Origin of the sequence: Cohnella silvisoli (assembly GCF_021190915.1) — a bacterium.
GTDB lineage: Bacteria > Bacillota > Bacilli > Paenibacillales > Paenibacillaceae > Cohnella > Cohnella silvisoli.
This window is the reverse complement of sequence record NZ_JAIOAP010000017.1, coordinates 125,577-145,698: the sequence shown is the minus strand read 5'-3', so window position 1 is coordinate 145,698 and position 20,122 is coordinate 125,577. Positions and strand designations below refer to the sequence as shown.

Annotated in this window: 20 protein-coding genes; 12 read left to right on the top strand and 8 right to left on the bottom strand. The window is 45.0% G+C overall.

Annotated elements, in window-relative coordinates; genetic code table 11:
- Window position 1: 1 nt before the first annotated feature.
- Both K7P76_RS26530 and K7P76_RS26525 read right to left on the bottom strand, forming a co-directional pair.
- Window positions 2-295, bottom strand: coding sequence for an SCO family protein (locus K7P76_RS26530; RefSeq protein WP_232189091.1), 294 nt, complete (start codon window positions 293-295; stop codon window positions 2-4).
- A gap of 130 nt (window positions 296-425) precedes the next feature.
- Window positions 426-1,790 carry an aminotransferase-like domain-containing protein gene (locus tag K7P76_RS26525; RefSeq protein WP_232189090.1) on the bottom strand — a complete coding sequence of 455 codons (1,365 nt, stop codon included), beginning with the start codon at window positions 1,788-1,790 and terminating at the stop codon, window positions 426-428.
- 145 nt (window positions 1,791-1,935) lie between these two features.
- On the opposite strand from K7P76_RS26525, the gene K7P76_RS26520 reads away from it, so the two are divergent.
- The 4 genes from K7P76_RS26520 (at window position 1,936) to K7P76_RS26505 (ending at window position 6,814) form a co-directional block, all read left to right on the top strand.
- On the top strand, window positions 1,936-2,868 hold the full coding sequence (locus tag K7P76_RS26520) for a DMT family transporter (RefSeq protein WP_232189089.1): 933 nt from the start codon (window positions 1,936-1,938) through the stop codon (window positions 2,866-2,868).
- Window positions 2,869-3,042: 174 nt separating this feature from the next.
- The gene (locus tag K7P76_RS26515) at window positions 3,043-4,605 is read left to right on the top strand and encodes a spore germination protein (protein WP_232189088.1); all 1,563 of its coding nucleotides are present in this window, start codon (window positions 3,043-3,045) and stop codon (window positions 4,603-4,605) included.
- Entirely contained in the window at window positions 4,602-5,702 is a 1,101-nt protein-coding gene (locus K7P76_RS26510) for a GerAB/ArcD/ProY family transporter (RefSeq protein WP_232189087.1), read from the top strand. Before K7P76_RS26515 ends, K7P76_RS26510 begins: the two co-directional genes overlap by 4 nt.
- Window positions 5,699-6,814, top strand: coding sequence for a Ger(x)C family spore germination protein (locus K7P76_RS26505; protein ID WP_232189086.1), 1,116 nt, complete (start codon window positions 5,699-5,701; stop codon window positions 6,812-6,814). Before K7P76_RS26510 ends, K7P76_RS26505 begins: the two co-directional genes overlap by 4 nt.
- A gap of 4 nt (window positions 6,815-6,818) precedes the next feature.
- Here the strand turns inward: K7P76_RS26505 and K7P76_RS26500 are convergent, their stop codons facing one another.
- The 3 genes from K7P76_RS26500 to K7P76_RS26490 form a co-directional block, all read right to left on the bottom strand.
- The gene (locus K7P76_RS26500) at window positions 6,819-7,616 is read right to left on the bottom strand and encodes a DUF2935 domain-containing protein (protein ID WP_232189085.1); all 798 of its coding nucleotides are present in this window, start codon (window positions 7,614-7,616) and stop codon (window positions 6,819-6,821) included.
- Window positions 7,617-7,702: 86 nt separating this feature from the next.
- Window positions 7,703-9,229, bottom strand: a complete 1,527-nt coding sequence (locus K7P76_RS26495) for an oligosaccharide flippase family protein (RefSeq protein WP_232189084.1) — start codon at window positions 9,227-9,229, stop codon at window positions 7,703-7,705.
- Between the two features lie 79 nt (window positions 9,230-9,308).
- On the bottom strand, window positions 9,309-10,442 hold the full coding sequence (locus K7P76_RS26490; protein WP_232189083.1) for an amidase domain-containing protein: 1,134 nt from the start codon (window positions 10,440-10,442) through the stop codon (window positions 9,309-9,311).
- Between the two features lie 98 nt (window positions 10,443-10,540).
- On the opposite strand from K7P76_RS26490, the gene pdaA reads away from it, so the two are divergent.
- Window positions 10,541-11,329, top strand: coding sequence for a delta-lactam-biosynthetic de-N-acetylase (gene pdaA / locus K7P76_RS26485; protein WP_232189082.1), 789 nt, complete (start codon window positions 10,541-10,543; stop codon window positions 11,327-11,329).
- A gap of 81 nt (window positions 11,330-11,410) precedes the next feature.
- On the opposite strand, the gene K7P76_RS26480 is transcribed toward pdaA, so the two are convergent.
- Entirely contained in the window at window positions 11,411-11,956 is a 546-nt protein-coding gene (locus K7P76_RS26480) for a superoxide dismutase family protein (protein WP_232189081.1), read from the bottom strand.
- 135 nt (window positions 11,957-12,091) lie between these two features.
- Between K7P76_RS26480 and K7P76_RS26475 the strand changes: the two genes are divergently transcribed.
- The 3 genes from K7P76_RS26475 to alr all read left to right on the top strand — a co-directional run bounded on the left by K7P76_RS26475 (window position 12,092) and on the right by alr (window position 15,056).
- Entirely contained in the window at window positions 12,092-12,637 is a 546-nt protein-coding gene (locus tag K7P76_RS26475) for an RNA polymerase sigma factor (protein ID WP_232189080.1), read from the top strand.
- Entirely contained in the window at window positions 12,627-13,865 is a 1,239-nt protein-coding gene (locus K7P76_RS26470) for a hypothetical protein (RefSeq protein ID WP_232189079.1), read from the top strand. Before K7P76_RS26475 ends, K7P76_RS26470 begins: the two co-directional genes overlap by 11 nt.
- A 129-nt stretch (window positions 13,866-13,994) precedes the next feature.
- On the top strand, window positions 13,995-15,056 hold the full coding sequence (gene alr, locus K7P76_RS26465) for an alanine racemase (RefSeq protein ID WP_232189078.1): 1,062 nt from the start codon (window positions 13,995-13,997) through the stop codon (window positions 15,054-15,056).
- On the opposite strand, the gene K7P76_RS26460 is transcribed toward alr, so the two are convergent.
- A complete protein-coding gene (locus K7P76_RS26460) occupies window positions 15,053-15,685 on the bottom strand; it encodes a rhomboid family intramembrane serine protease (protein ID WP_232189077.1) in 633 nt (210 codons plus the stop codon). The genes alr and K7P76_RS26460 overlap by 4 nt on opposite strands.
- A 135-nt stretch (window positions 15,686-15,820) precedes the next feature.
- Here K7P76_RS26460 and K7P76_RS26455 point away from each other — a divergent pair, with 135 nt between their 5' ends.
- Window positions 15,821-16,819, top strand: coding sequence for a type I glyceraldehyde-3-phosphate dehydrogenase (locus K7P76_RS26455; RefSeq protein ID WP_232189076.1), 999 nt, complete (start codon window positions 15,821-15,823; stop codon window positions 16,817-16,819).
- Window positions 16,820-16,878: 59 nt separating this feature from the next.
- Here the strand turns inward: K7P76_RS26455 and K7P76_RS33785 are convergent, their stop codons facing one another.
- A complete protein-coding gene (locus tag K7P76_RS33785; protein WP_349403269.1) occupies window positions 16,879-17,079 on the bottom strand; it encodes a DUF6199 family natural product biosynthesis protein in 201 nt (66 codons plus the stop codon).
- Window positions 17,080-17,245: 166 nt separating this feature from the next.
- On the opposite strand from K7P76_RS33785, the gene K7P76_RS26450 reads away from it, so the two are divergent.
- From K7P76_RS26450 to K7P76_RS26440, 3 genes are all read left to right on the top strand, one after another.
- Window positions 17,246-17,698: a hypothetical protein gene (locus K7P76_RS26450; protein ID WP_232189075.1), complete on the top strand. Its 453-nt coding sequence runs from the start codon at window positions 17,246-17,248 to the stop codon at window positions 17,696-17,698.
- A 257-nt stretch (window positions 17,699-17,955) separates the two neighbouring features.
- Window positions 17,956-19,035, top strand: a complete 1,080-nt coding sequence (locus tag K7P76_RS26445) for an RNA-guided endonuclease InsQ/TnpB family protein (protein WP_373692510.1) — start codon at window positions 17,956-17,958, stop codon at window positions 19,033-19,035.
- 245 nt (window positions 19,036-19,280) lie between these two features.
- Window positions 19,281-20,075 (top strand): helix-turn-helix domain-containing protein, encoded by a 795-nt coding sequence (locus tag K7P76_RS26440; RefSeq protein WP_232189073.1) that lies wholly within the window; start codon window positions 19,281-19,283, stop codon window positions 20,073-20,075.
- Window positions 20,076-20,122 lie beyond the last annotated feature (47 nt).

The following is a 20,122-nucleotide window of genomic DNA, read 5'->3' as shown; positions in this document are numbered from 1 at the left end:
GTTATAAATCCTCCTGGTCAACAAGCGTTTGGATATCCTTTAGCACTTCATCGACATTCAAGTCTTCACCCATCTCATATACTTTCCGAATTCGTTGATTCGAATCGATTAATTGCAGCGATGTAACCGTATGGACAAATTGGCCCTCACCGGTATTTTGCACCATAATGCCGTATTGAGAAGCTATTTGTTTGGTTGATTCTGCTTGTCCTCGCAGCACATCCCAGCCAGCCATATCCATATTCATGCGTTTCGCATATTCACGGAGCACGGCGGACGTATCATGGGAAGGCATATTTATTACCCCTAATTCCCAATGGTGAACGTCTCCTCTCACTAATAGAATGGAAAGTATCTACATCCCAAAGTATAGATGGAGCAGAGTCAAGATTGGAATAACTCTGAATGGCTATATGGAGTCTCGATTATGTCAAATATTTGACATTTGAATGTCTCATTTTTTTGATCTCAGTAAAGATAGCGGAGATTCCTTCATCGATTTGTTCTTCATTAACTCTTGTTATACTCAGCTTTAGCATAGGCTGCCGCTTCTCGAACGAGGGCAGATAAGAGGGTTCAATTTCTTTCAGAATAATTCGTTTCTTGTTTAATCGCGTTAGCAAGGTAGGGATGTGCAATTGTTCCGGCAGCGCGATATGCGTATGAAGGCCAGAAGGAACCCGGGCGGGGTGGATATCCTCAGTGTCGTTGAAAGCGTCTAAAGCCCGGTTTAACCTAAGCAATCGGCTGTGATAAGAGTCGGTTATCTTCTGTTTGCGTCTTTCGAACATACCGCTTTGAATATATATTTCCAATGCAGCTTGCGACAACATGGAGCTGTCGATATCGGACAACCGCTTATGCTTGCTGAAAGTTTCTAGAAGGGCGGGAGGAAGGACGGAGACGCCTACCCTAAGGCCGGGGAACAATATTTTGGAATAGCTTTTTAGATAAACGACATGAGACGATTCGTAGGCAAATATAGGATCCGATTTCGTGTCGGTTTCCAGATCAGCTAAATAATCGTCTTCCACAACGTATACGTCATAGCGCTTGGCTAATTCGCCGATCGCTTTTTTAGTTTTTTCCGTGTAAGACGTTCCGAGTGGGTTATGAAATCGGGGGATCGTATAGAACATCTTGATATCCCCTGTGCGGAACAACTGTTCCAATTCATTAAGATCTATGCCGCTTTCCGTCCTTGTAATGCCTTGTACTGGAATGCCGTGACAGAGGAGCAGTTGGATCATTAGATGATAGCTCGGCTGTTCCAGCAATACGGTACGCTTTCCATTTGGAAACGGCATCGTGGATAGAATCGCCAATGCCTGCTGTGTACCTGAAGTAATCATGATGTGTTCCGGATGTGTGAAAACCTGATGGCTAGTGAGATGCTTGGTCAGGACGTTTAGCAGCGAGGGAAGGCCTTGCGGCGTTCCGTACGTGAACAAATGGCTTCTGTACATATCGATGGCTTTGTTGAGACAGTGCTGGAAATCCAAATAGGGAAATAGCTCGGGGTCTGGCGCAGCGGATGAAAAATCGATAACGGAGAGTTCGGGATTCGGCTCCGATTGTATTTTCTTCTGTACCGCATAATACCCGCTTTGCGGGATGGAATAGACGAGATGGCGTTTTTCCAGTTCTGAATAGGCGCGGATTACCGTACTTTTGCTGCAAGAATAGCGGTCGGACATTTCTCGAATGGATGGGAGCTTCTGGCCCCCGCGGATTGCACCGTCTTCGATCTGTCGTTCGATATCGTTCATTACCTTAGCGAATTCCCTCATGAGGTTGACTCCTAACGTGAATCTGTACCGGTACAGATTGACTATATTTAGATTGAACGACGGTTTCTAAACCCTTATGCTTGAATTCATCAAGCCGGCCGGCTGTGAGCAGACCTCTTAGAGATAAGAAAGTAGGGAATAGAAGATGCTGGAACAAAGAAAGCTGTATCTGTTGGCTCTATTATACGCGTTCGTCATTGGCTTTTCCTTTTTATTCACGAAATTGGCATTGGATTTCGCGGACCCCATAGACACGCTTGCGTATCGCTTTACTCTCTCGTTCGTGGCGATCGTGATTCCGGTTCTTGCGGGGTGGATCAAGTTGGATTTGAGCTTCCGCAAATGGCTGCGCTTGTTGCCGATCGGTTTGGTATATCCTACTCTGTTTTTTGGATTTCAAGCTTTTGGACTAGCGCATGCGACATCCTCCGTAGGTGGAATATTATCGGCATCTTCGCCGATCTTTACGCTGATCATGGCCTCACTCGTGCTGAAAGAGAGAACGACTTGGATCCAGAAATTGTCCGTGCTGTGCTCTGTCGGCGGGGTGGTTTACATTATCGCGATGGGTGGAGCATCGGCTCAGGGCACGAGCGCTTTAGGAATATTTATGCTGCTGTTGTCAGCACTGTTGATGTCCCTGTACGGCGTACTTGCGCGATACTTGAGGGATGGATATACGGCGATCCAAATGAGCTATGTGATGATGTTGATTGGTTGCGTTAGCTTTAATGCGATGTCAGTTGCCAAGCATACCTTGAATGGGACAATGCCAAGTTTGTTTGAACCCTTAACCCATCCACATTTTATCATCTCAATTGTATATATAGGTCTGATGTCTTCGTTAGTTTCCTCCTTCTTATCGAATTATGTGCTGTCCAAGCTTGAGGCGACCCGTATGAGCGTATTCGTGAATTTGGGCAATTTGATTTCGATAGTGGCAGGGGTTATCTTCTTGAACGAGAAGCTGTCTTATTATCATATCGTAGGTGCCGTGCTGATCATTGGCGGCGTATTAGGGGTTAATTATCGGAAAAGAACAAAAATCAAATACGTAATGGAGGTCAAAACGGGATGAAAATCGTAATCGCAGGTGTAAGACGATAGTTAACGATAAAAAAGTCAACCGTTTAACGGTTTGGCTTTTTTTCTAGTTCTTGCTTTTTTGTAACCTAGATCGTCGACAGGATATTTTTCCGAAATAAAGCCAAAATATAGAAGGAAGTCATATTAATCGGGATGATGATGCCTAATGTTTTTTTATCGCAAGTTTTTTAGAAAAAAAAGGAAGCCTAATACCCGCCAAACCAAACAAGCAAATCCGTCCAGTAAACAGACCGATGGACAAAACCTCAATAGCGATTTAACCTCCAATTTGGAGAAGCTTCAGATGCTGTTTCAGCTTACTCCGGATTTGATTGTACGGCGTTTACGGATCCACGTTACAGGAGTTGAGGCCGCTCTTGTTTATTTGGATGGCATGACGGATAAATCCACCATTAACAATAATATTCTCACCCCGCTCATGAGGGAAGCCCATGCCTCTAACGATAAAGGGGACATTCCGTTCACTAATGTGGGTAACGTCGGCAAGGGTTCTCTTTGGAGCCAGGTGGAAACCGCCATTCTTAAAGGAGATACCGTACTATTCGCGGATGGCCGGCCCGAAGCCTTCCTCTTCGATACTAAAGGATGGCCGCAGAGGACAATCGAGGACCCCCAAATCGAAACTTCTCTGAAGGGGGCTCATCAAGGGTTTCTGGAGACTGGGACGCAAAATATTGCTTTAATCCGCAGATATATTCCAAACCGCGAGCTTAAAATCAAGGAACTTTCCATTGGGAAAAGGGGAGCGACCAAAGTTTGGATCATATATCTTGCCGATGTTGCTCATCCGCAAGTTTTGGCTGAGTTGGAATCGCGCCTGTCATCGATTGATGTCGATTCTATTATCAATACCGGAGAATTGGTCGAATACATCGAAGACAATCCTTATTCGCCTTTCCCTCAGATTATTCTTACCGAACGTCCGGATTCGACCGTATCTCAGATTCTGCAAGGGAGATTCTCCGTAGTTGTAGACGGTTCCCCGAGTGTATTAATTGCTCCGGCTACGTTTATCTCTTTTTTCCAAAGCATAGACGATTACAGCACGCGCTGGCTGATCGCTTCGTTTATCCGCTTGCTTCGTTTTTTGGCTTTTGCCATCGCTTTATTGTTACCCGCGATTTATATCTCTTTTATTTCTTTTAATTACGAAGTGCTCCCAATCCAGCTCTTGTTATCGGTTGCCGAATCAAGGACACTCGTCCCGTTTCCGCCGTTGCTTGAAGCGATGTTGATGGAAATAACGCTAGAAATGATGCGGGAATCCGGGATTCGGCTGCCCGCACCGGTGGGGCAAACAGTCGGAATCGTAGGTGGAATCATTATCGGCCAGACGGCCGTTCAAGCAGGGATCGTCAGTAATATTATGGTCATCGTTGTCGCCTCGACTGCCATCGCTTCTTTTATTATCCCCAACTACGATATGGGGACGGCTCTTCGGCTGCTGCGGTTTCCGATGATGGTCATTGCGTTTATGTTCGGAATTGTAGGGATTGTCATCGGAATGATGATATTGATTGCGCATCTTGTTTGCCTGGAGTCAATGGGGACTCCATACGCAAGTCCGCTTGCTCCCTTCCGTTGGGCCGATATGAAGGATACGTTCGTCCGGTTGCCAATCTGGAAATTGGTGAACCGTCCGAAAAACACGAGAGCCGTCCAATCAAGACGGGCAGGGGATAACCGGAGAAATGGGGATATGCAATGAAAAAGTATGCCCTGAACGAAATTACCTTTATGCAGTTTATCTTTCTTATTCATGGAATTCAAGTCGGAACGGGGATTATGTCTCTTCCGAAAGATTTGGCGGAAAAATCCGGGACGGACGGCTGGATGTCGCTAATTATCGGATGGTTCATCAATATCATCGCCAGCTATGTAATGATTCAAATTTTCAAGCGTTTTCCCAATGATACTTTGTACGACTTGCTTAACCGGCTTTTTGGAAAATGGCTGTCTCTTTTCATTTCAATACCTGTAACGCTGTATTTCATATGTGCTGTCTGGCTCATTCTAATTAGAGCGATGCTATATATCAAAGCTTGGTTTTTACCGCAAACCCCCGATTATATTGTAGTATTCTTGTTTACCATCCCTACTTTTATGCTTGCTCGCAACGGGTTGAGAATTATGGGAAGGTATTGCGAGCTCGTCTTTTACCTAACGGCCTGGATGCCGTTTATTCTCCTGCTGGTTTTGGGCGACAGCCACTGGATTCATTTGTTGCCTTTGTTCAAGGAAGGAATGATGCCGGTTGTTAAAGGTTTAGAATCGACCATATACTCCATCGCGGGTTTAGAAATTACAATGATCGTGTATCCGTTCTTAAAGAACAAACAATCGGCAATGCTCGGTATCGTAATCGCTAATTCAATAACGATATTGGCGTACATTTATGTCACTATTATTTGTTTCGCGTTTTTCAGTCCCGACGAGATCACAGGTTATAATCAACCTCTGCTAAGTCTGCTGAAAGTGATCGAATTCCGCTTTTTGGAACGATTCGATATGATCTTTTTGGCTATCTATTTATTTATCGTTTCAACCTCATGGATTCCATATATGTTCTTTGCCGCGTTCAGCGTAAGTCAACTGATGAGAAAGCAGGATCACACACCCTATGTGGCGGTCCTTCTCGTATTGATTATCGCGATTGTATTTGTTATTCATCCTTCTTGGAATCAAGCGGACATGTGGTCAAAGCGGGTGAGTATTTATAACATTGGCATCACGTTTGTACTTCCCTTGCTGTTGTGGGTATATATCCAGTTTTATGTAAGAGTCCATAAGGGGGAATTACATTGAAACAATGGAAACTGTGCTGTACGATGCTCATTCTAGCAGCATTCCTTACAAATTGCAGCGATCGCTTGAATGTGGAAGATGTCACTTTCTCTTTGCTGATTGGAATCGATTTAGACGAGGAGGATAATCTTCTCTTCTCCATTTCAAGTCCCGTCTTTAGCAAGGAAGCCAAAAAGAAGGAAGAGGATTTAGAAGTCCGTACGAATACGACGCGGAAGTCAAGAGAAGAATTCGATCGCAGTGTGGTTGCCTTGACCATGGGAGGCAAAGTACAAGCGGTTCTGCTCGGTAAACGTCTTCTTCAGCATAAAGGCTGGTTTCAGCTCTTGGATCCTTTATACCGCGACAATAAAAATACGGTCCTTCCCATTGTGGCGCTTGTTAATGGAAAAGTATCCGATATTATCCGATATTCGCCCCAAGATAAACCGCGTCTCCCCATTTATTTGGCGGAACTACTCCGCACGGCTCACATGAGGAATATAACTGTGAATACAACGATCCAGCTATTGCACAGGCAAATGTTCGAGAAGGGAATGACGCCTAGTATTTCGGATTTACGCAAAGACGGCAATTTGAAAGTAATGGGTACGGCACTGCTGAAAGAAGACGGTCGTTACGCGCTCACGCTTGACCCGGTCGAAAACAAGCTTTTCAGCATCTTGAATCCTCGCCGGGGAGGAGAATTTCCGTTTACGGTCACGATTCCTTCCCAATCGGACGAAAGCTTCTTTAAACACGATAAGTTAAGCTTTACCGCAACGGATATTTCAACTAAGACCAAAGTGAATTATGAGCAGAATAATTTCCGCTTCGATATCAATGTGAAGATGAGGATTAACTTGTCAGAGCGGCTATTTGCCTTCAATGTAGAAAAGGAAGCGAAAAAGCTGGAGAAAGAGATAGAGCAACAGCTTGAAGCCCAGTTTGTGCAGTTGATCGATAAAATACAGGCAGCGAAGATCGATCCTGTAGGGTTTGGACTATATGCGCGAGCCAAACAATATCGGCAATGGAAAGGCGTTCAGGACCGATGGGGGGAAGCTTTTTCCAAGGCTGATGTAAACGTAAAAGTGAAGGTTAGAGTTATGTCTATGGGAGCAACCAAATAAAAACTTAGACTACGACTCTAGGTTTCGCCGGATTGCAATTTGGCGGGGTTATGTGGCCGCATTGGGCTAACTTCATTAAGTAGTAACATTCTTCCCGATACATGTGATCCGGAACGAGCGGATTGAGGCGGCTTAGAAGCTCGTCGCTTAATCCCATTTCCTCAATTTCCTTCAGGAATGCCATGAACACAGTCATCTCAATGTTGACGTCCGCATGGAAACGGAAGATCGCCGGATAGTGATTGTTTATCGTCCTCAAGTAACCGGTTAATTCTATGGCCTTTAAGTAACACTCGTTAAAGTGCCGCTCGAAGGCTTTGCTCTTATGAATCAAATGTTTTTCTACCGTATCCAGATTCATCCCGATCGAGGCCGCATGACCGGCAGCATCCGTCAACCATAGTAAGTCATGATGCAGGGAATGATAATGCGGTACAGGCTTTCCTTGCACAAGTTCATCCAGTATTCTCTTGTACTCTTCAAGTTCATCGACCATATGATTGATGAAGGTGGGGGGTAATCCGATCGTTACTTTTCCGAGCAACCGTCTCTCCAATAGATCGAGTTTGAAAGCTCGTAAGCTTAACGTCAATTGCAAAGCCGCAACGTTAAGTTCATTTAATTGAGAGGTGTCGACATTAGCGCGTGCCCAGTCAAGCAATTGGTCGAAATGATGAATGAATGCTTGGGCTGTTTCTATGTCTCTCGTCTCTTTCGGCGATAAGGCATTAAATATAAATCTGGCATGGTCGCCCAGAATTTGCAGCCAAAATTGATGTTCGAATTGCGCTTCTTGGTTCAATCTATCTCAGCTCCTTGGAAATGGTCATTAACTGAATATACGGAGGCGGAATAATGAATATGTCTGGCATTCCAGGGGAGAAGCAATTAAACAAATGACTTGATTCTCTTGTTTCTGGCGATATAGAGAACGATTCCGATCAGACTTAACGCCATCGTTCCTAGCATATGAAGCGTTTTAGGCAGAAAATCGATATCAATCGTTCGTCCTAGCCAATAAAGAAGCATAAAGACCAGAATTAATACCAGAGTTTCCGCTACTATGGCTGAGGATTGAATAATAGAAGGGAACTGCTTCTTTAAGGCAATGAAGTTCCAACACGCTGCCGTAATTTCAAGTACCACGACACCTATGGCAGCTCCGGCATAACCAAAACCGGGAATGGCTGTCAAAAAGAAACCTGCAAACAGGGAAATGATGACACCGAGCAGCAATCCGTTTAGCGGAACGCGTTTTAAATTGACGCACCATAATAAAGTCGTTGTTAGTTCTCGATTCCCGACGAAAAAAGGAATGAGCGCCAGGTAACGGATCCCGCGTGCAGCTCCTGCGTGGTCAAAGAGGATAAGGGATAACGGCTCCGCATAGAAAAACAAGAACATGGCCGTACCTATGCCCCACAGCCATGTCATTTCCATGGCCATTTGGGAACGTTTCACAAAACGCTCCTTGTTCTGATCTTTCCAATCCGCAGCCGCTTTGGTAGATATCGTATAAGATAAAACCGCGGTGAACACAGTCGGCAAATAAACGATCGTTGCCGCCATTCCGGTAATTTCCCCGAATACGGAAACGGCTTCATCATAGGTGAGACCCGAAAACTGCAAGCGAAAGGGAATGATTAACGAATCTAGAAAATCGGAGAGGGGAACAATGATACGTGTAGCGGATATAGCTAGCGCGGTACCGAGAAACAACATAAGATCCTTCCGCGTGATTCGCACCGGGTGATCGTTCGTGGAAACGTTGACTTTTCTTGTAAAGTTAGTAGTGAAATGATTCGAACGGTAAATAAAAACAGCGCACAACAATAATAAAGCACAGCTAGCTCCGCTAAAAGCTCCGAGGACGGCGCCGCCTACCGCAGCAGGCATTCCATATTGACTCCATAAGGCAGTCAGGACGAGAAGAACGGCGATTCTCGCCGCTTGTTCGACCAACTCGGAAGCGGCTATCGATCTGTAATATTCTAAGCCTTGCAAATAACCTCTCATCACAAAAAGCAGAGGGACCACGCAAACAGCCGGTGAAATACAGCGGACAGCGAATACTAGGTCAGGGTTTCCTAAAGCGTTAGCGAGATGCGGAGCGGACAGGAAAATAAAAAAGCCCAAACTTCCTCCTAGAAGAAGGCTGAAGTAGAGCAATACTTTGAACATCCGTCTCCCTAGATCCCGGTTTCTTGACGTGGTTAAAGCCAACGCGGTAGGAAACCCTCCTGTAACAGCGGTAAAGATAAGCCCGTAAAAAGAATAAGCGATTTGATATAAACCGACGCCTTCAGCCCCTAAAATCCGGTATAAAGGAATTCTCCCCAAGAAACCGATCACCTTTACAAGAACGATGGCATTTAGACGAAACGCCATCTGTTTAGCTAGAAGAGAATAACCCATGATTTCACCTCAATACAATGGCAGCCCTTGTCCTCGTATTTTATGAGTCAAGCTGTCCCTGTATGAACAGTTCCATGAATTAATCCCGGATATGAATGAGCAAATAGCGGGTATGTTGGTCCCAACCCAAATCGAAGGGCACCCTGTGACGATCGGCGGTGTGGGAATTCACAAGCGGATAGCCATAATCGTCAAACCCAACTAGTACGCCGAAATGGTCGACGTCATTGCCATGCAGAATATAAGCGATTAAATCGCCGGGCTTTAATTGTCCAATAACACCGTAGGGATGGTCCTTGCTTACTTTGGTAATTTCTTCAAACGTTCCTTTGGCAATGACGCGCACATATCCGGAATTTTGAAGGAATCTGCTGAAACGGTCTGTCTGTACCCATGTATGGCTACCTCCCGAGTTAAACCAATACTGCCAGTTGGCAGTCATTTGCAACCCGCCGCCTTCTTTCGGGTCGCCAATAACCTGTGAGGCGAAATTGGTGCAATCCCCGCCCTTGGAAGTATAATCCACATACTTTTTATTGTAGCGTTTGTCGTTTCCGGCACCCCAGGCTGCGCCTGCGTATTTGTTAGCATAAGCAACCGCTCGGTCCCGACGGTATTTGGATTTTCCCTTGGCGATAGAAGTTGATTTTAAATGTTCATGGATTGAAGGGTTTGGAAAGTTCTCATCCATTTTGGATATTAATTTCGGGTTTTCATTAAGCGGATCGGAATACCATTCCTTCAGGACATGCCATTTTCCGTCTTTTTTGATTAATATCAAGGCATGGCGTGTTCCGACTCCAAAGGATTGGTTAATGGAGATGGGCTCCATATACGTGTAATCCAATTTCTGGGATTGGACGACGGATACTCTGGCTCGATCACCCTCCATGCGAATGCGTGGAATGCGAATATGGCTTTCCGCTCGCACAAATTGTATTTTTCTTTGAGCCGCCCAAGCGTGAATGTATTGTTTTCTCATTTCTTCCTGCCTTAAAGCATGTCTGCTTAATGTTTCCGTCGGGAGGTAGTAAGGATTTAAGATCTCTTTTTCATCTTTGCTAAGCAAATATTGGGAACGGGCATCAAATAATTCTTGAAGAAAATGTACAACCTCAAGTTCCGCTTCCGTATAGGCATTAGATGCACCCGCAAAGCTGTAAGTATTCAATGCAAAACATATCATCGTGATCATTGTAATGAACAGCTTCATCGTAAAGAACAATCCTCCTCCCAAAGGGAAATGATGATGAGTATCTTAACCGCTATTGTGGAAGGATATTCGGGATTACAAACAAGGAGTGAACGAAGATGAAGCGAATCATTAAACCGCTCATTGTTTTGACAGTATTATTTTGTTTTCTTAACGTCACCATTCCAGTATCTGCTCATGGAAATCAGCCTTTCCACTTTGGTTTTAAGAAAAGCAAGGAGGGCAAGCTTCCCTCTATTGCCGAAGAGGGTTTTATGGATACGCTGCAAAAGCACGAAGCCATCTTCTTGGGCAATACGGACAAGAAGGAGCTTTACCTTACGTTCGATAATGGATACGAGAATGGTTACACGGCCCGAATACTTGATGTGTTGAAGGAAAAGAAAGTGCCTGCCGCTTTTTTCGTAACGGGTCATTTCGTGCAAGATCAACCGGAATTGTTAAAAAGGATGGCTGCTGAAAATCATTTAATCGGCAATCATTCATGGAGCCATCCGGATATGACCCAAGTGTCGGCTACGCAAATAAAGGAAGAATTGGATAAAGTAAGTCAGGAAGTGTCCAAGTTAACCGGCCGACAAGGAATGCGGTTCGTCAGACCGCCAAGAGGAATATTCAGCAATCGAATGTTAGATGTTTGCCGTGAGCTTGGCTACACCAATGTATTTTGGTCAATTGCTTATAAGGACTGGGATATCAAACAGCAGAAAGGAGGGAGTTATGCCTACGGGAACGTAATGGGCCAACTCCATCCCGGCGCTGTAATCTTGCTTCATTCCGTATCCAGCGACAACGCAGAGGCTCTGGGAAAGATTATTGATGATGCGAGACAAAAGGGATATGAATTCTATAGCCTAGATACCCTGAATGTGAAAAAATACCGATAACGGCAATGGCTATGAAATTGGAGATGCAGGCATGCCGGTCTTAACTGGCTTGCCTGCAACGATGGAAGAGCGTTCCGCTACCTAAAGGATGGGTCCGCAAGCAATCCGGTTTCCGGAATTGCCGGAAGGGTCTGTAACGTAATCGTCCTCTTTTTCATGAATAACGAGCGCTGTTCCGCCAGGCTTTAGCAAGGAGTTGGGCATCCCTGTCATTAGCGTGACATATCTGCTTTCTAAATCCGCGATTACGGTACCGTCCTGCTTAACTTGAATGTTCGGCAGATCGCCAGCGTGAAAACCCTTCGGATTGTGAAACCCATGTTGTTTTTTATTGGGGTTCAGATGCTCCCCTGCGGATTTAAAGTCGGGGGTATCGCATTTGCCTATTTCATGGAAGTGAATACCGTGTACGCCCGGCGGGAGGTGCTTCGCTTCGATGTGAAGCTGGACAGCGCCCGCTTTTTGGATAAGCAAAGCGGCACCGACTTGTTCGCCCTTGGTGTTAATGATTTTCACCATCTTCTGAGTCTCGCCCGAACTTGCATATGCTGTTGGGGTAACGGGTAAGGTCCCTAAAAGAAGGAAACTGATCACGCTTAAGTAGACAGACACGACGATTGTTTTCATTTTTCCGTCCTCCTGGATGCTGGTTTTTGGTTCCCGCTTTAGCATCGCCTTTTTCCAGAAAAAGAAAACATGGCGTCTCATCTTAATAAATGGGAACCTTTTGTGTTGTCCGTTGTCTAATCTTACGAGGTGAGAATGTTGACGCGCGATTACTTAAAATATGTTTCCGACATTCCAACCGCCACGCTGCAGGAATTGATGGAGGAACACGGTCAAGAGGTATGGAATTACGCTTACTTCTTGACCAAAAACGTAGACATGTCGGATGATATCGCCCAGGATGTGTTTCTGCGAGCATTTTTGCATATTGCTTCTTTCCGCGGACAGTCTACGGTAAGAACATGGCTATTTTCCATTACAAGAAACACGGCTATTAATTACCGGAAAAACGCATTTTTTCGCAAGGTAACGCTCCTTGAATGGATCCATTCCGCTTCAAGCGCTTCATCGGCTGAGGAGCAGTACATGAGCAGGACCTTCACGGATACCATATGGCAACTTGTATTGAAGCTTCCTCCCAAATATCGTGAGGTTTTGGTGTTGGATGCTAAGTACGAGCTACCGCTGTCAGAAATCGCATCACTGCTGCGGGTATCGTCAGGAACCGTGAAATCAAGACTTCATCGCGCCCGAAGCAAGATGAAGGAGTTCATGAAGGAGGTGGAACGGCGTGAAGGATAACAAACCGGAATGGTATGCCCGAATGAAGCGAGGGCCTTTCGAAGTAACGAAATTCGATTCGGAAATGATGCGCAAGGTCGAAGAAAGAGCGCTTATCGACCGAATTAAACCGCGTAAGAAACGTTTCTCTCCTTGGGCAGCAGCAGTCGCGACGGCGATTGTCTTGATTGGAGTTTATTTTCTGGTTCCTAAATCAAGTTTGTCGTATCCGGATACCCAAGAAGTTGGTGCGGGGAAGTCCGAAATGACGGCTGAATATGTAAGGGAGCATTTGAAAATAGGTATGGCGCAGGAAGATGTCAAGAATATTTTCGGCAACGCTGCTGAGGGCCAGTCGGTTAAGCGGGATTTCGCGCAGCCGCATCAGGATGATCCGAATGATATGCGCACGTGGACCGCTGTGGATATATGGAGATATGATTACGGTGTCGGAGAGGGCTATTCGGTTCACTCGGATCTGGAGAAAGACAATGGGTTTGATATGCCAGGCATCGAAAATGGAAACATCGAGTCGCAGCTTGTGATCGTATGGAAGGACAATAAAGTGGAACGGGCTTTCTATAAGTACATGAGCTCTAAAGGTCTTGAATCCACTCAAATCGGCCCCGCCATAGAGGATTTTCCTGACACGGAGCCACCTATATCGGACGAAGCCAAGCATGATTCCGAATATCCAAGTCTAGAGGTCAGAGCCATCGGCGAATCCACGTTAGGCAAGTTTGAACTGCGGCCTCGGAAAGGCAGTGCCGAGAAGATTCAACCGTTAGGCGCTCCGAGTTGTTTGGGACTAGATACCGATCTCACGATCACGGGCGACTATGAGCTTTTCTTTAAAGCAACTGCCGGTGGGGAAAGCCTAATTCAGAACTATGAGGCACTTGAGATCATTCAAAAAGAAAACAAAGCTATAATGATGCAGAAGTTTGATTTCCCGAAAGTTGAGCTTTATTTGTTCATTCCTCGATATACCGATTGCCATGGACTTGAATTTTATGCTTATGGAATAGATAAGAAAACCGGGGAGGCCTCAGCCTTCACGTTCCAAGAAGGGGATAACGCGATTCCTTATTGGACAACTTCGCCAATGGTACTGCCGACGCAATTGGACGACCAGCTTGTCGTGGAAGGCGGAAGGTTTGCCGGAACGGATGGAGCGACCCGTTATCGCTTCCAGCCGGATTTAAACAAGCATCAAATGATGCTGGAGGGCAAGGAACAAATCCCGTAAATCATCATCGACCAAAACAACGACTTTTTGGGATCGTTTACTGATTAGATACATTTAGTGCTCAGTATGAAACATCTCTCTCCTACACTTAATTCATTATCAGATGAATTATGGAATGGAGCTAACTTGATGAATTCCTTCGTTGAAGTAAATGTGCCTAATGTTATCCATAATATACAGAGTGTTCGCAAATTAAGCGGTGATGCATTGTTCATGGCTATCGTTAAATCGAATGCCTATGGCCTGGGCATGGTGGAGCTATCTCTTCAAATCCAGTCTTTCGTTGACCGATTTGGCGTGAACAGCATGGATGAGGCCATTCAACTAATCCATTCTGGAATTACAAAACCGGTACACATCTTGTCTCCGTATTTCGATGATCGAGTCAGAGAAGGCATAATTCCCACAATCGACAATATCGCAGATCTTCATCGTTATGATTCCATATGCGAGAATAAGAGATATGAGGGCCGGTTTCATCTAAAAATAAATACGGGCATGAATCGGTTTGGCCTTGAGATCGAACAACTGGATGATTTTATAGAGGCATTGCAACGATGCGATCACATTACGATGGAAGGCGTTTTTTCACACTTTGGGTCCACATACGGCAATCATAGAAGCTTCACCAAAAAGCAGTGGGATAAGTTCATGTTTTGCAAGAAGAGAATATCAATGATCTATAATCAGCCCATGATCTTTCATATCGCGAATAGCGCCGCATGCATCGATTTTCCGCAATCGCGACTGGATATGGTTCGGATAGGCAATGCCATGTACGGCTTTCTATCTTCCAAGGCGAACATCGGTCTTCTTCCAACCTTTCTCGTTAAGACAAGCGTTATGTCCGTTCGATTCGTTAATAAAGGGGAATACGTTGGTTATGGATGCACGTTCAAAGCTAAACAGAATATGTGGATCGCGGTCATAGCATTCGGCGTATATGACGGATTCGGCTTAACGAGAACACGGAAAAGCTTTCTTCGGGAAATATATTTGCGATTTTTCCCGCGGCCTAAATTGCTTATTCAAAAGCAACACATAAAGACACTTGGGAATCCTAGCATGACTTACATCCTTGCAGATGTGACTAGTATTAACGCAAAACCCGGCGAAGAGGTCATCCTTAAAGTAGATTCCATCCTGTCGCTGAAAGAAACGATCAAACGTAAATACGTGATTCCGACTTAAAGGGAAGTCTCATTTTGATTTCCCCTATTTTTTCTTCCTAAGACCCATCCGCCCATCATCGCAAACCCGGCAATGCTGCCTCCGATATGAGCCCAAATATTAATATTCGGCATCAGAACCGAGTAGATCAAACCGATGATCAAGGTGGTGTAAATCGTTTGGCGCGTTGCTTCATCCAAAGCGAATTTTCGGAAAACGGCCAGAAACAAATAAGCGCCGAATATGCCGTAAATAGCCCCCGAAGCACCAACGGATGCGTATTCGGAGCCTGCATGTACGAATGCCGTTAAGGCGTTGCCGACTATGCCCGCTATTAAGTAAAAGACCAAGTAACGGAAATGCCCCAATAATCTTTCCAGCGGCGGAGCGAACACCAACGTCGAAAAACAATTAAATAATAAATGATCCCAACCGGCATGCAATACGATAGAAGTCACGTACCTCCATGGTTCGTTCATGCCATAAAGGTCAGTTATCGGTTCCTGATAGAACATGCCCCTTATCGTTAACTGCCGGTCGAATATCATCGTATCGGAAATAAACACGATCAAATTGATCGCGAGAATGATCGCCGTAATCGGATACAAGCGGATATAACTTCGGAAACTTTCATTGCGTAAAAATATCACCGTTTTCCCTCCAACTATTGAGTTCATGTCGTTAATTATATCATTAGAATTTAAGCGTAGAGATAGTAAAAAGAGGGTGACCATGATATTTTAAATAAGTACAGTACATCATTCAACATTCGACGGAGGTTAACTATGGGCAGAATAGGGATATTCGGATTCGGACGTATTGGCAGACAATTATTAAGAGTCGCATTGCAGGATCAGCTTTTTGTTCCGGTTTCTATTTCAGATATTAAGGACGAAGCAACGCTCGCCGCTCTGTTCGAGGTAGACACCAACTATAAGCGCTGGCAGGAAGAGGTGTCGGGACGAGAAGGTCTTATCGTAATCGGCGGACGCGAAATTCTGTTTATCAATTCGTCTAAAGAAGTTCCGGATTGGAAAGCCTTGGATGTGGACTTGGTCATCGATTGTACGGGCCGAGCCGTAACTCGCGCCGTTGCTCAAATTCATTTGGATCGCGGAGCGAATAGAGTGCTAGTCAGCGGCCCGAGCAAGAGCCTTGAAGATTGCGACGCTGTATTGCTTAAAGGGATCAATCTAGATAACTTCGATCCGGACAAGCACAAGATTATTAGCATGGCGAGTTGTACGACCAATGCATTGGCTCCAGTCGTCAAGATTGTAAGAGAAAACTTCGGAATTAAGTATGGCCTCTTTTCGACGGTTCATTCCTATACGAACACCCAGTCGCTAACCGATCAGCCTATGAAGGATCGACGGGATTCATGGGCCGCCGCGGAAAACATCATTCCTTCTTCCTCCGGAGCCGCAAGGGCGCTAAAGTTCATCTGGAACGATTTGCAGATTACGGGTAAGGCTTATCGGATTCCCACCCGTACCGGAAGTATTGCCGAATTAAACCTTGTAACGGAAAAGCCGTGTACGGTGCAACAGGTAAACGATATTTTCCGCAGCGCGGCCGCTGAGGGTCAGTTAAAAGGAGTATTGGACGTACTCGAAGGCGAATGGGCTTCATCTCGCATCGTAGGCGATTCACATTCCTCGATCATTGACCTGCCATTAACCCAAATACAAGGTGAGATTCTATCCATTGCAACATGGTACGATAACGAATGGGGTTATGCTTCGCGATTAGCTGAGGTCGCGGCTTATCTAGTCAATAAGTGAGAGGCTATAGTTAAGGAGCCATATGCACAAAAGCCCGCGTTATTCGCGGGCTTTGTTTTCTAGAGGAAAAAAGATGCGCAGATCCCCCCAATGCCCGCAAGAGTGAACAATACTCCGCCAAAACGAGTTGACCAAATGTACAGATCCGAAGGTTCTGTGGCGTCATTTGATTTCCAACTCTCTGTCATAGCCCATACGATATTAGGTCGAAAAAACATAAGCAAACCCGTAATAGTTATTAATATAGCTATAATAATCAATAAAATGTACCTCCTGCTTTTTCATAAATTAAAAATCTAGTAAGAGAGGGCAGATGGCTGATTGAAACCCTTAATAAATTATAAGGTACTCATCACGATGAGTGTTATACTCCTGTTATTATTTATCTCTTATCGTTACATCAAACCTTATTATGAATATTCAATAATGGACAATGAACAAGCGATCAAGGAAGCAATAAGCGAAATGTTAGCCATGTCTGTCCAAGTCAAAAAGGTCGAGGATATAGATAATAAAAAGATTGTGCTGTTTACTACGGGATCGGAAACGGGTGAGTCCGAATTCACCAGAGGTCCTAATCATAAGTTGAAGATTAACTCGGCAGGGCATGGTACAAATTTAGTCAGATATCGGATTATGGAAACTAATCGAGGTCAGTATGTCAGGTTTCTTGGGAAGAACGAAGACGGAGTCTCTACAATAACCGTATTTGTAGAAGAGGAGAAATATCATCTATCCATTCTTCCAGGACAATATTTTATTTCATATGTTCCTTTAGCTAAAACGACTAAAATCAGCTTCCCGTCAGGGTCAGTATGGTATGACAAAGACAATAAAGAAATAGCAAGGATTAACATATCCAAAGATTATATAATGTAATTCGGCATATTGAAATCTAACGTTAAGATAATGGACAGAAGCACGCTTAAATAAGCGTGCTTCTGTGTATTTACAAAATATAGCCGAGAAAGCCCTTGCCTTCAGGCTTGGGATGAATCGGCTTAGGACAAGGGCTGTCTTTAGACAGCTTAATTGTCCTACATCTCGACGATGCGCTACAATATCAAAAATTCAAACTAATCCGTAATTTATCAAGAACAGAACATTTAAATGAGAACATGCGTTTGGTATAATGGATGAAACAAGACGGGGGTGAACATGTGCAAACCGTAACCGTTCAAATTCGTATTTTTCCTAACAATCCAGCCCTTTTGCGTGAACTTGGAAAAGAATATATGGAAACGGTCAATCAATTAACCGAGTATGCAAAGACAATCGGTACATTTCCAAAGCTAACTTCAAAAGATGTAATAGCCAATCTCCCGTCGGCAGTTAGGAATCAAGCGATTAGAGACGCCCGAAGCATACATAACAAAACGATAAAAATCGGGAAACGTCCCGTTCTGGTTCGCAGAGTCTACTACATCAATAACCAGAACTATTCGATTGGCGATAACGCGGTTTCTTTTCCGGTCATGAAGGGTGGGAAAGTACGGCGACTAACGGTAACATCCTGTATAACTGAACGAGAGCAACGCCTTCTTGCAAGCGGAAAATTGGGGTTATTGAAGGTTGTCGAGAAGTCGGGTAAATGGTACGTTCAAATTTCCGTAGAGAAGCAACCCAAACAAGCGCTGGGCCATGCCATGATGGGCATAGATTTAGGGTTGAAAGTACCTGCGGTCGTTGTCACATCAACCGGTAAAACAAAGTTTGTCGGCAACGGCAGACAAAACAAGTACGTCCGCCGCAAGTTCATAGCGCGCCGAAGGAAGCTGGGCAGGCTCAAAAAACTTTCCGCCATCCGTAAACAAGAAAACAAAGAACATCGCTACATGACAGACCAAAACCATAAAATCAGCCGGAAGATCGTGAATATGGCGATTAAGCAGCAAGTATCGGTCATCAAAATCGAGAAGCTGACGAACATTCGCCAGACGACAAGAACAAGTCGTAAAAACGCCAAAAACCTGCACAATTGGTCCTTCTATCAATTGCAGAAGTTTATCGCGTACAAATCCGCATTAGCGGGCATCAAAGTCTTCGAAGTGAATCCTGCCTATACTTCGCAAACTTGTCCTGCATGCGAGAAGCGAAACAAAGCCATTGATCGGACGTACCGTTGTTCTTGCAGGTTTCAAGCGCACCGAGATCGGGTTGGAGCCATCAATATCATGCGCCAACCTGTGACAGATGGTAACAGTCTGTCAGCCTGAGATGCTAAAGCGCACTGTCTTAGGATGGGCTGATGAGACAGCCCTAAACTTGGGGGAACTACGGAAAGCAGAAATGCGTTTTCGACTACCACCCAAGAATCCCACGGCTTTAGCCGTGTGGAGTCTCAATGATATAGGTTATTTCCTATCCATGAAAAGTGTGGTAATATTACTGCGAACGTTTGTTCTGGAATTTCCGAATCGGCTAGCATAAAGGACATGGACGGAAAGTTGGTGCAAAATCTGTGACGGACCGGTATTCAGAAATAGACGAAGTGATCGCTTATATTCATCAGAACATCTATGAGCCGCTGCTGCTTTCCCGATTAGCTGGATATGCAGGTTATAGTCCGTTTCATTTTACACGCATATTTAAGGAGAGAATCGGCGTTACGCCCCTTTATTATGTTTCTTCGCTCCGATTGCAAAGGGCCAAAGAGTTGCTGCTGCAAACGAATATGAATGTTCGAGATATCGGATTGGAGATTGGGCAACAGAGCCTAGGAACCTTCACCACCCGATTCAGCGAGCGGGTAGGCGTGACGCCGTCCGACTTTCGGAACTCGGCGCTGCAGGCGGACAATCATTTCCGTGACTTGCAGAGGCTTACCGACTGGCGTGATTCGCAACATGCTAATAATCATTATGCGAGAATAGAAGGGACCGTTCGAGCGACGATACCTTTCTCTGGCTTCATACTGATCGGCTTGTTTGCCAAACCGATTCCTGAAGGGCTTCCCCTTTACGGAACACTGGTTTCTTCATTGGGGGATTTTAGTTTAACCGGCGTCAAGCCTGGCACCTATTACCTTATGGCTACATCGGTTTCTTGGGGGATGCAGGTTATGGACTTCCTACTTCCGCAGACAACCTTACGCACCCGATCGAAGGAGCCCATCATTGTACGACCCAATTCCTCCGTCCCGCATCAACATGTTATGCTCCATTTACCCCGACTGGACGATCCTCCTATCCTGATTTCCATTCCCTTGCTGATGAATAATTTCCTCAGTCGGGTTATTCAACATAGCAATCGATAAGAAACCGTAACATAGCTTACATGCTAGAATAGGGGGATCCTGATAAT

What these genes read in the sequence shown, in the direction of transcription:
- K7P76_RS26495 (WP_232189084.1), bottom strand. Translation starts at nt 9,229, where the DNA reads ATGGGTTATTCTCTTCTAGCTAAACAGATGGCGTTTCGTCTAAATGCC.
- K7P76_RS26525 (WP_232189090.1), bottom strand. Translation starts at nt 1,790, where the DNA reads ATGAGGGAATTCGCTAAGGTAATGAACGATATCGAACGACAGATCGAA.
- K7P76_RS26520 (WP_232189089.1), top strand. Translation starts at nt 1,936, where the DNA reads ATGCTGGAACAAAGAAAGCTGTATCTGTTGGCTCTATTATACGCGTTC.
- K7P76_RS26455 (WP_232189076.1), top strand. Translation starts at nt 15,821, where the DNA reads ATGGGCAGAATAGGGATATTCGGATTCGGACGTATTGGCAGACAATTA.
- K7P76_RS26475 (WP_232189080.1), top strand. Translation starts at nt 12,092, where the DNA reads ATGTTGACGCGCGATTACTTAAAATATGTTTCCGACATTCCAACCGCC.
- K7P76_RS26490 (WP_232189083.1), bottom strand. Translation starts at nt 10,442, where the DNA reads ATGAAGCTGTTCATTACAATGATCACGATGATATGTTTTGCATTGAAT.
- alr (WP_232189078.1), top strand. Translation starts at nt 13,995, where the DNA reads ATGAATTCCTTCGTTGAAGTAAATGTGCCTAATGTTATCCATAATATA.
- K7P76_RS26530 (WP_232189091.1), bottom strand. Translation starts at nt 295, where the DNA reads ATGCCTTCCCATGATACGTCCGCCGTGCTCCGTGAATATGCGAAACGC.
- pdaA (WP_232189082.1), top strand. Translation starts at nt 10,541, where the DNA reads ATGAAGCGAATCATTAAACCGCTCATTGTTTTGACAGTATTATTTTGT.
- K7P76_RS26515 (WP_232189088.1), top strand. Translation starts at nt 3,043, where the DNA reads ATGTTTTTTTATCGCAAGTTTTTTAGAAAAAAAAGGAAGCCTAATACC.
- K7P76_RS26445 (WP_373692510.1), top strand. Translation starts at nt 17,956, where the DNA reads ATGAAACAAGACGGGGGTGAACATGTGCAAACCGTAACCGTTCAAATT.
- K7P76_RS26450 (WP_232189075.1), top strand. Translation starts at nt 17,246, where the DNA reads ATGGACAATGAACAAGCGATCAAGGAAGCAATAAGCGAAATGTTAGCC.
- K7P76_RS26510 (WP_232189087.1), top strand. Translation starts at nt 4,602, where the DNA reads ATGAAAAAGTATGCCCTGAACGAAATTACCTTTATGCAGTTTATCTTT.
- K7P76_RS26480 (WP_232189081.1), bottom strand. Translation starts at nt 11,956, where the DNA reads ATGAAAACAATCGTCGTGTCTGTCTACTTAAGCGTGATCAGTTTCCTT.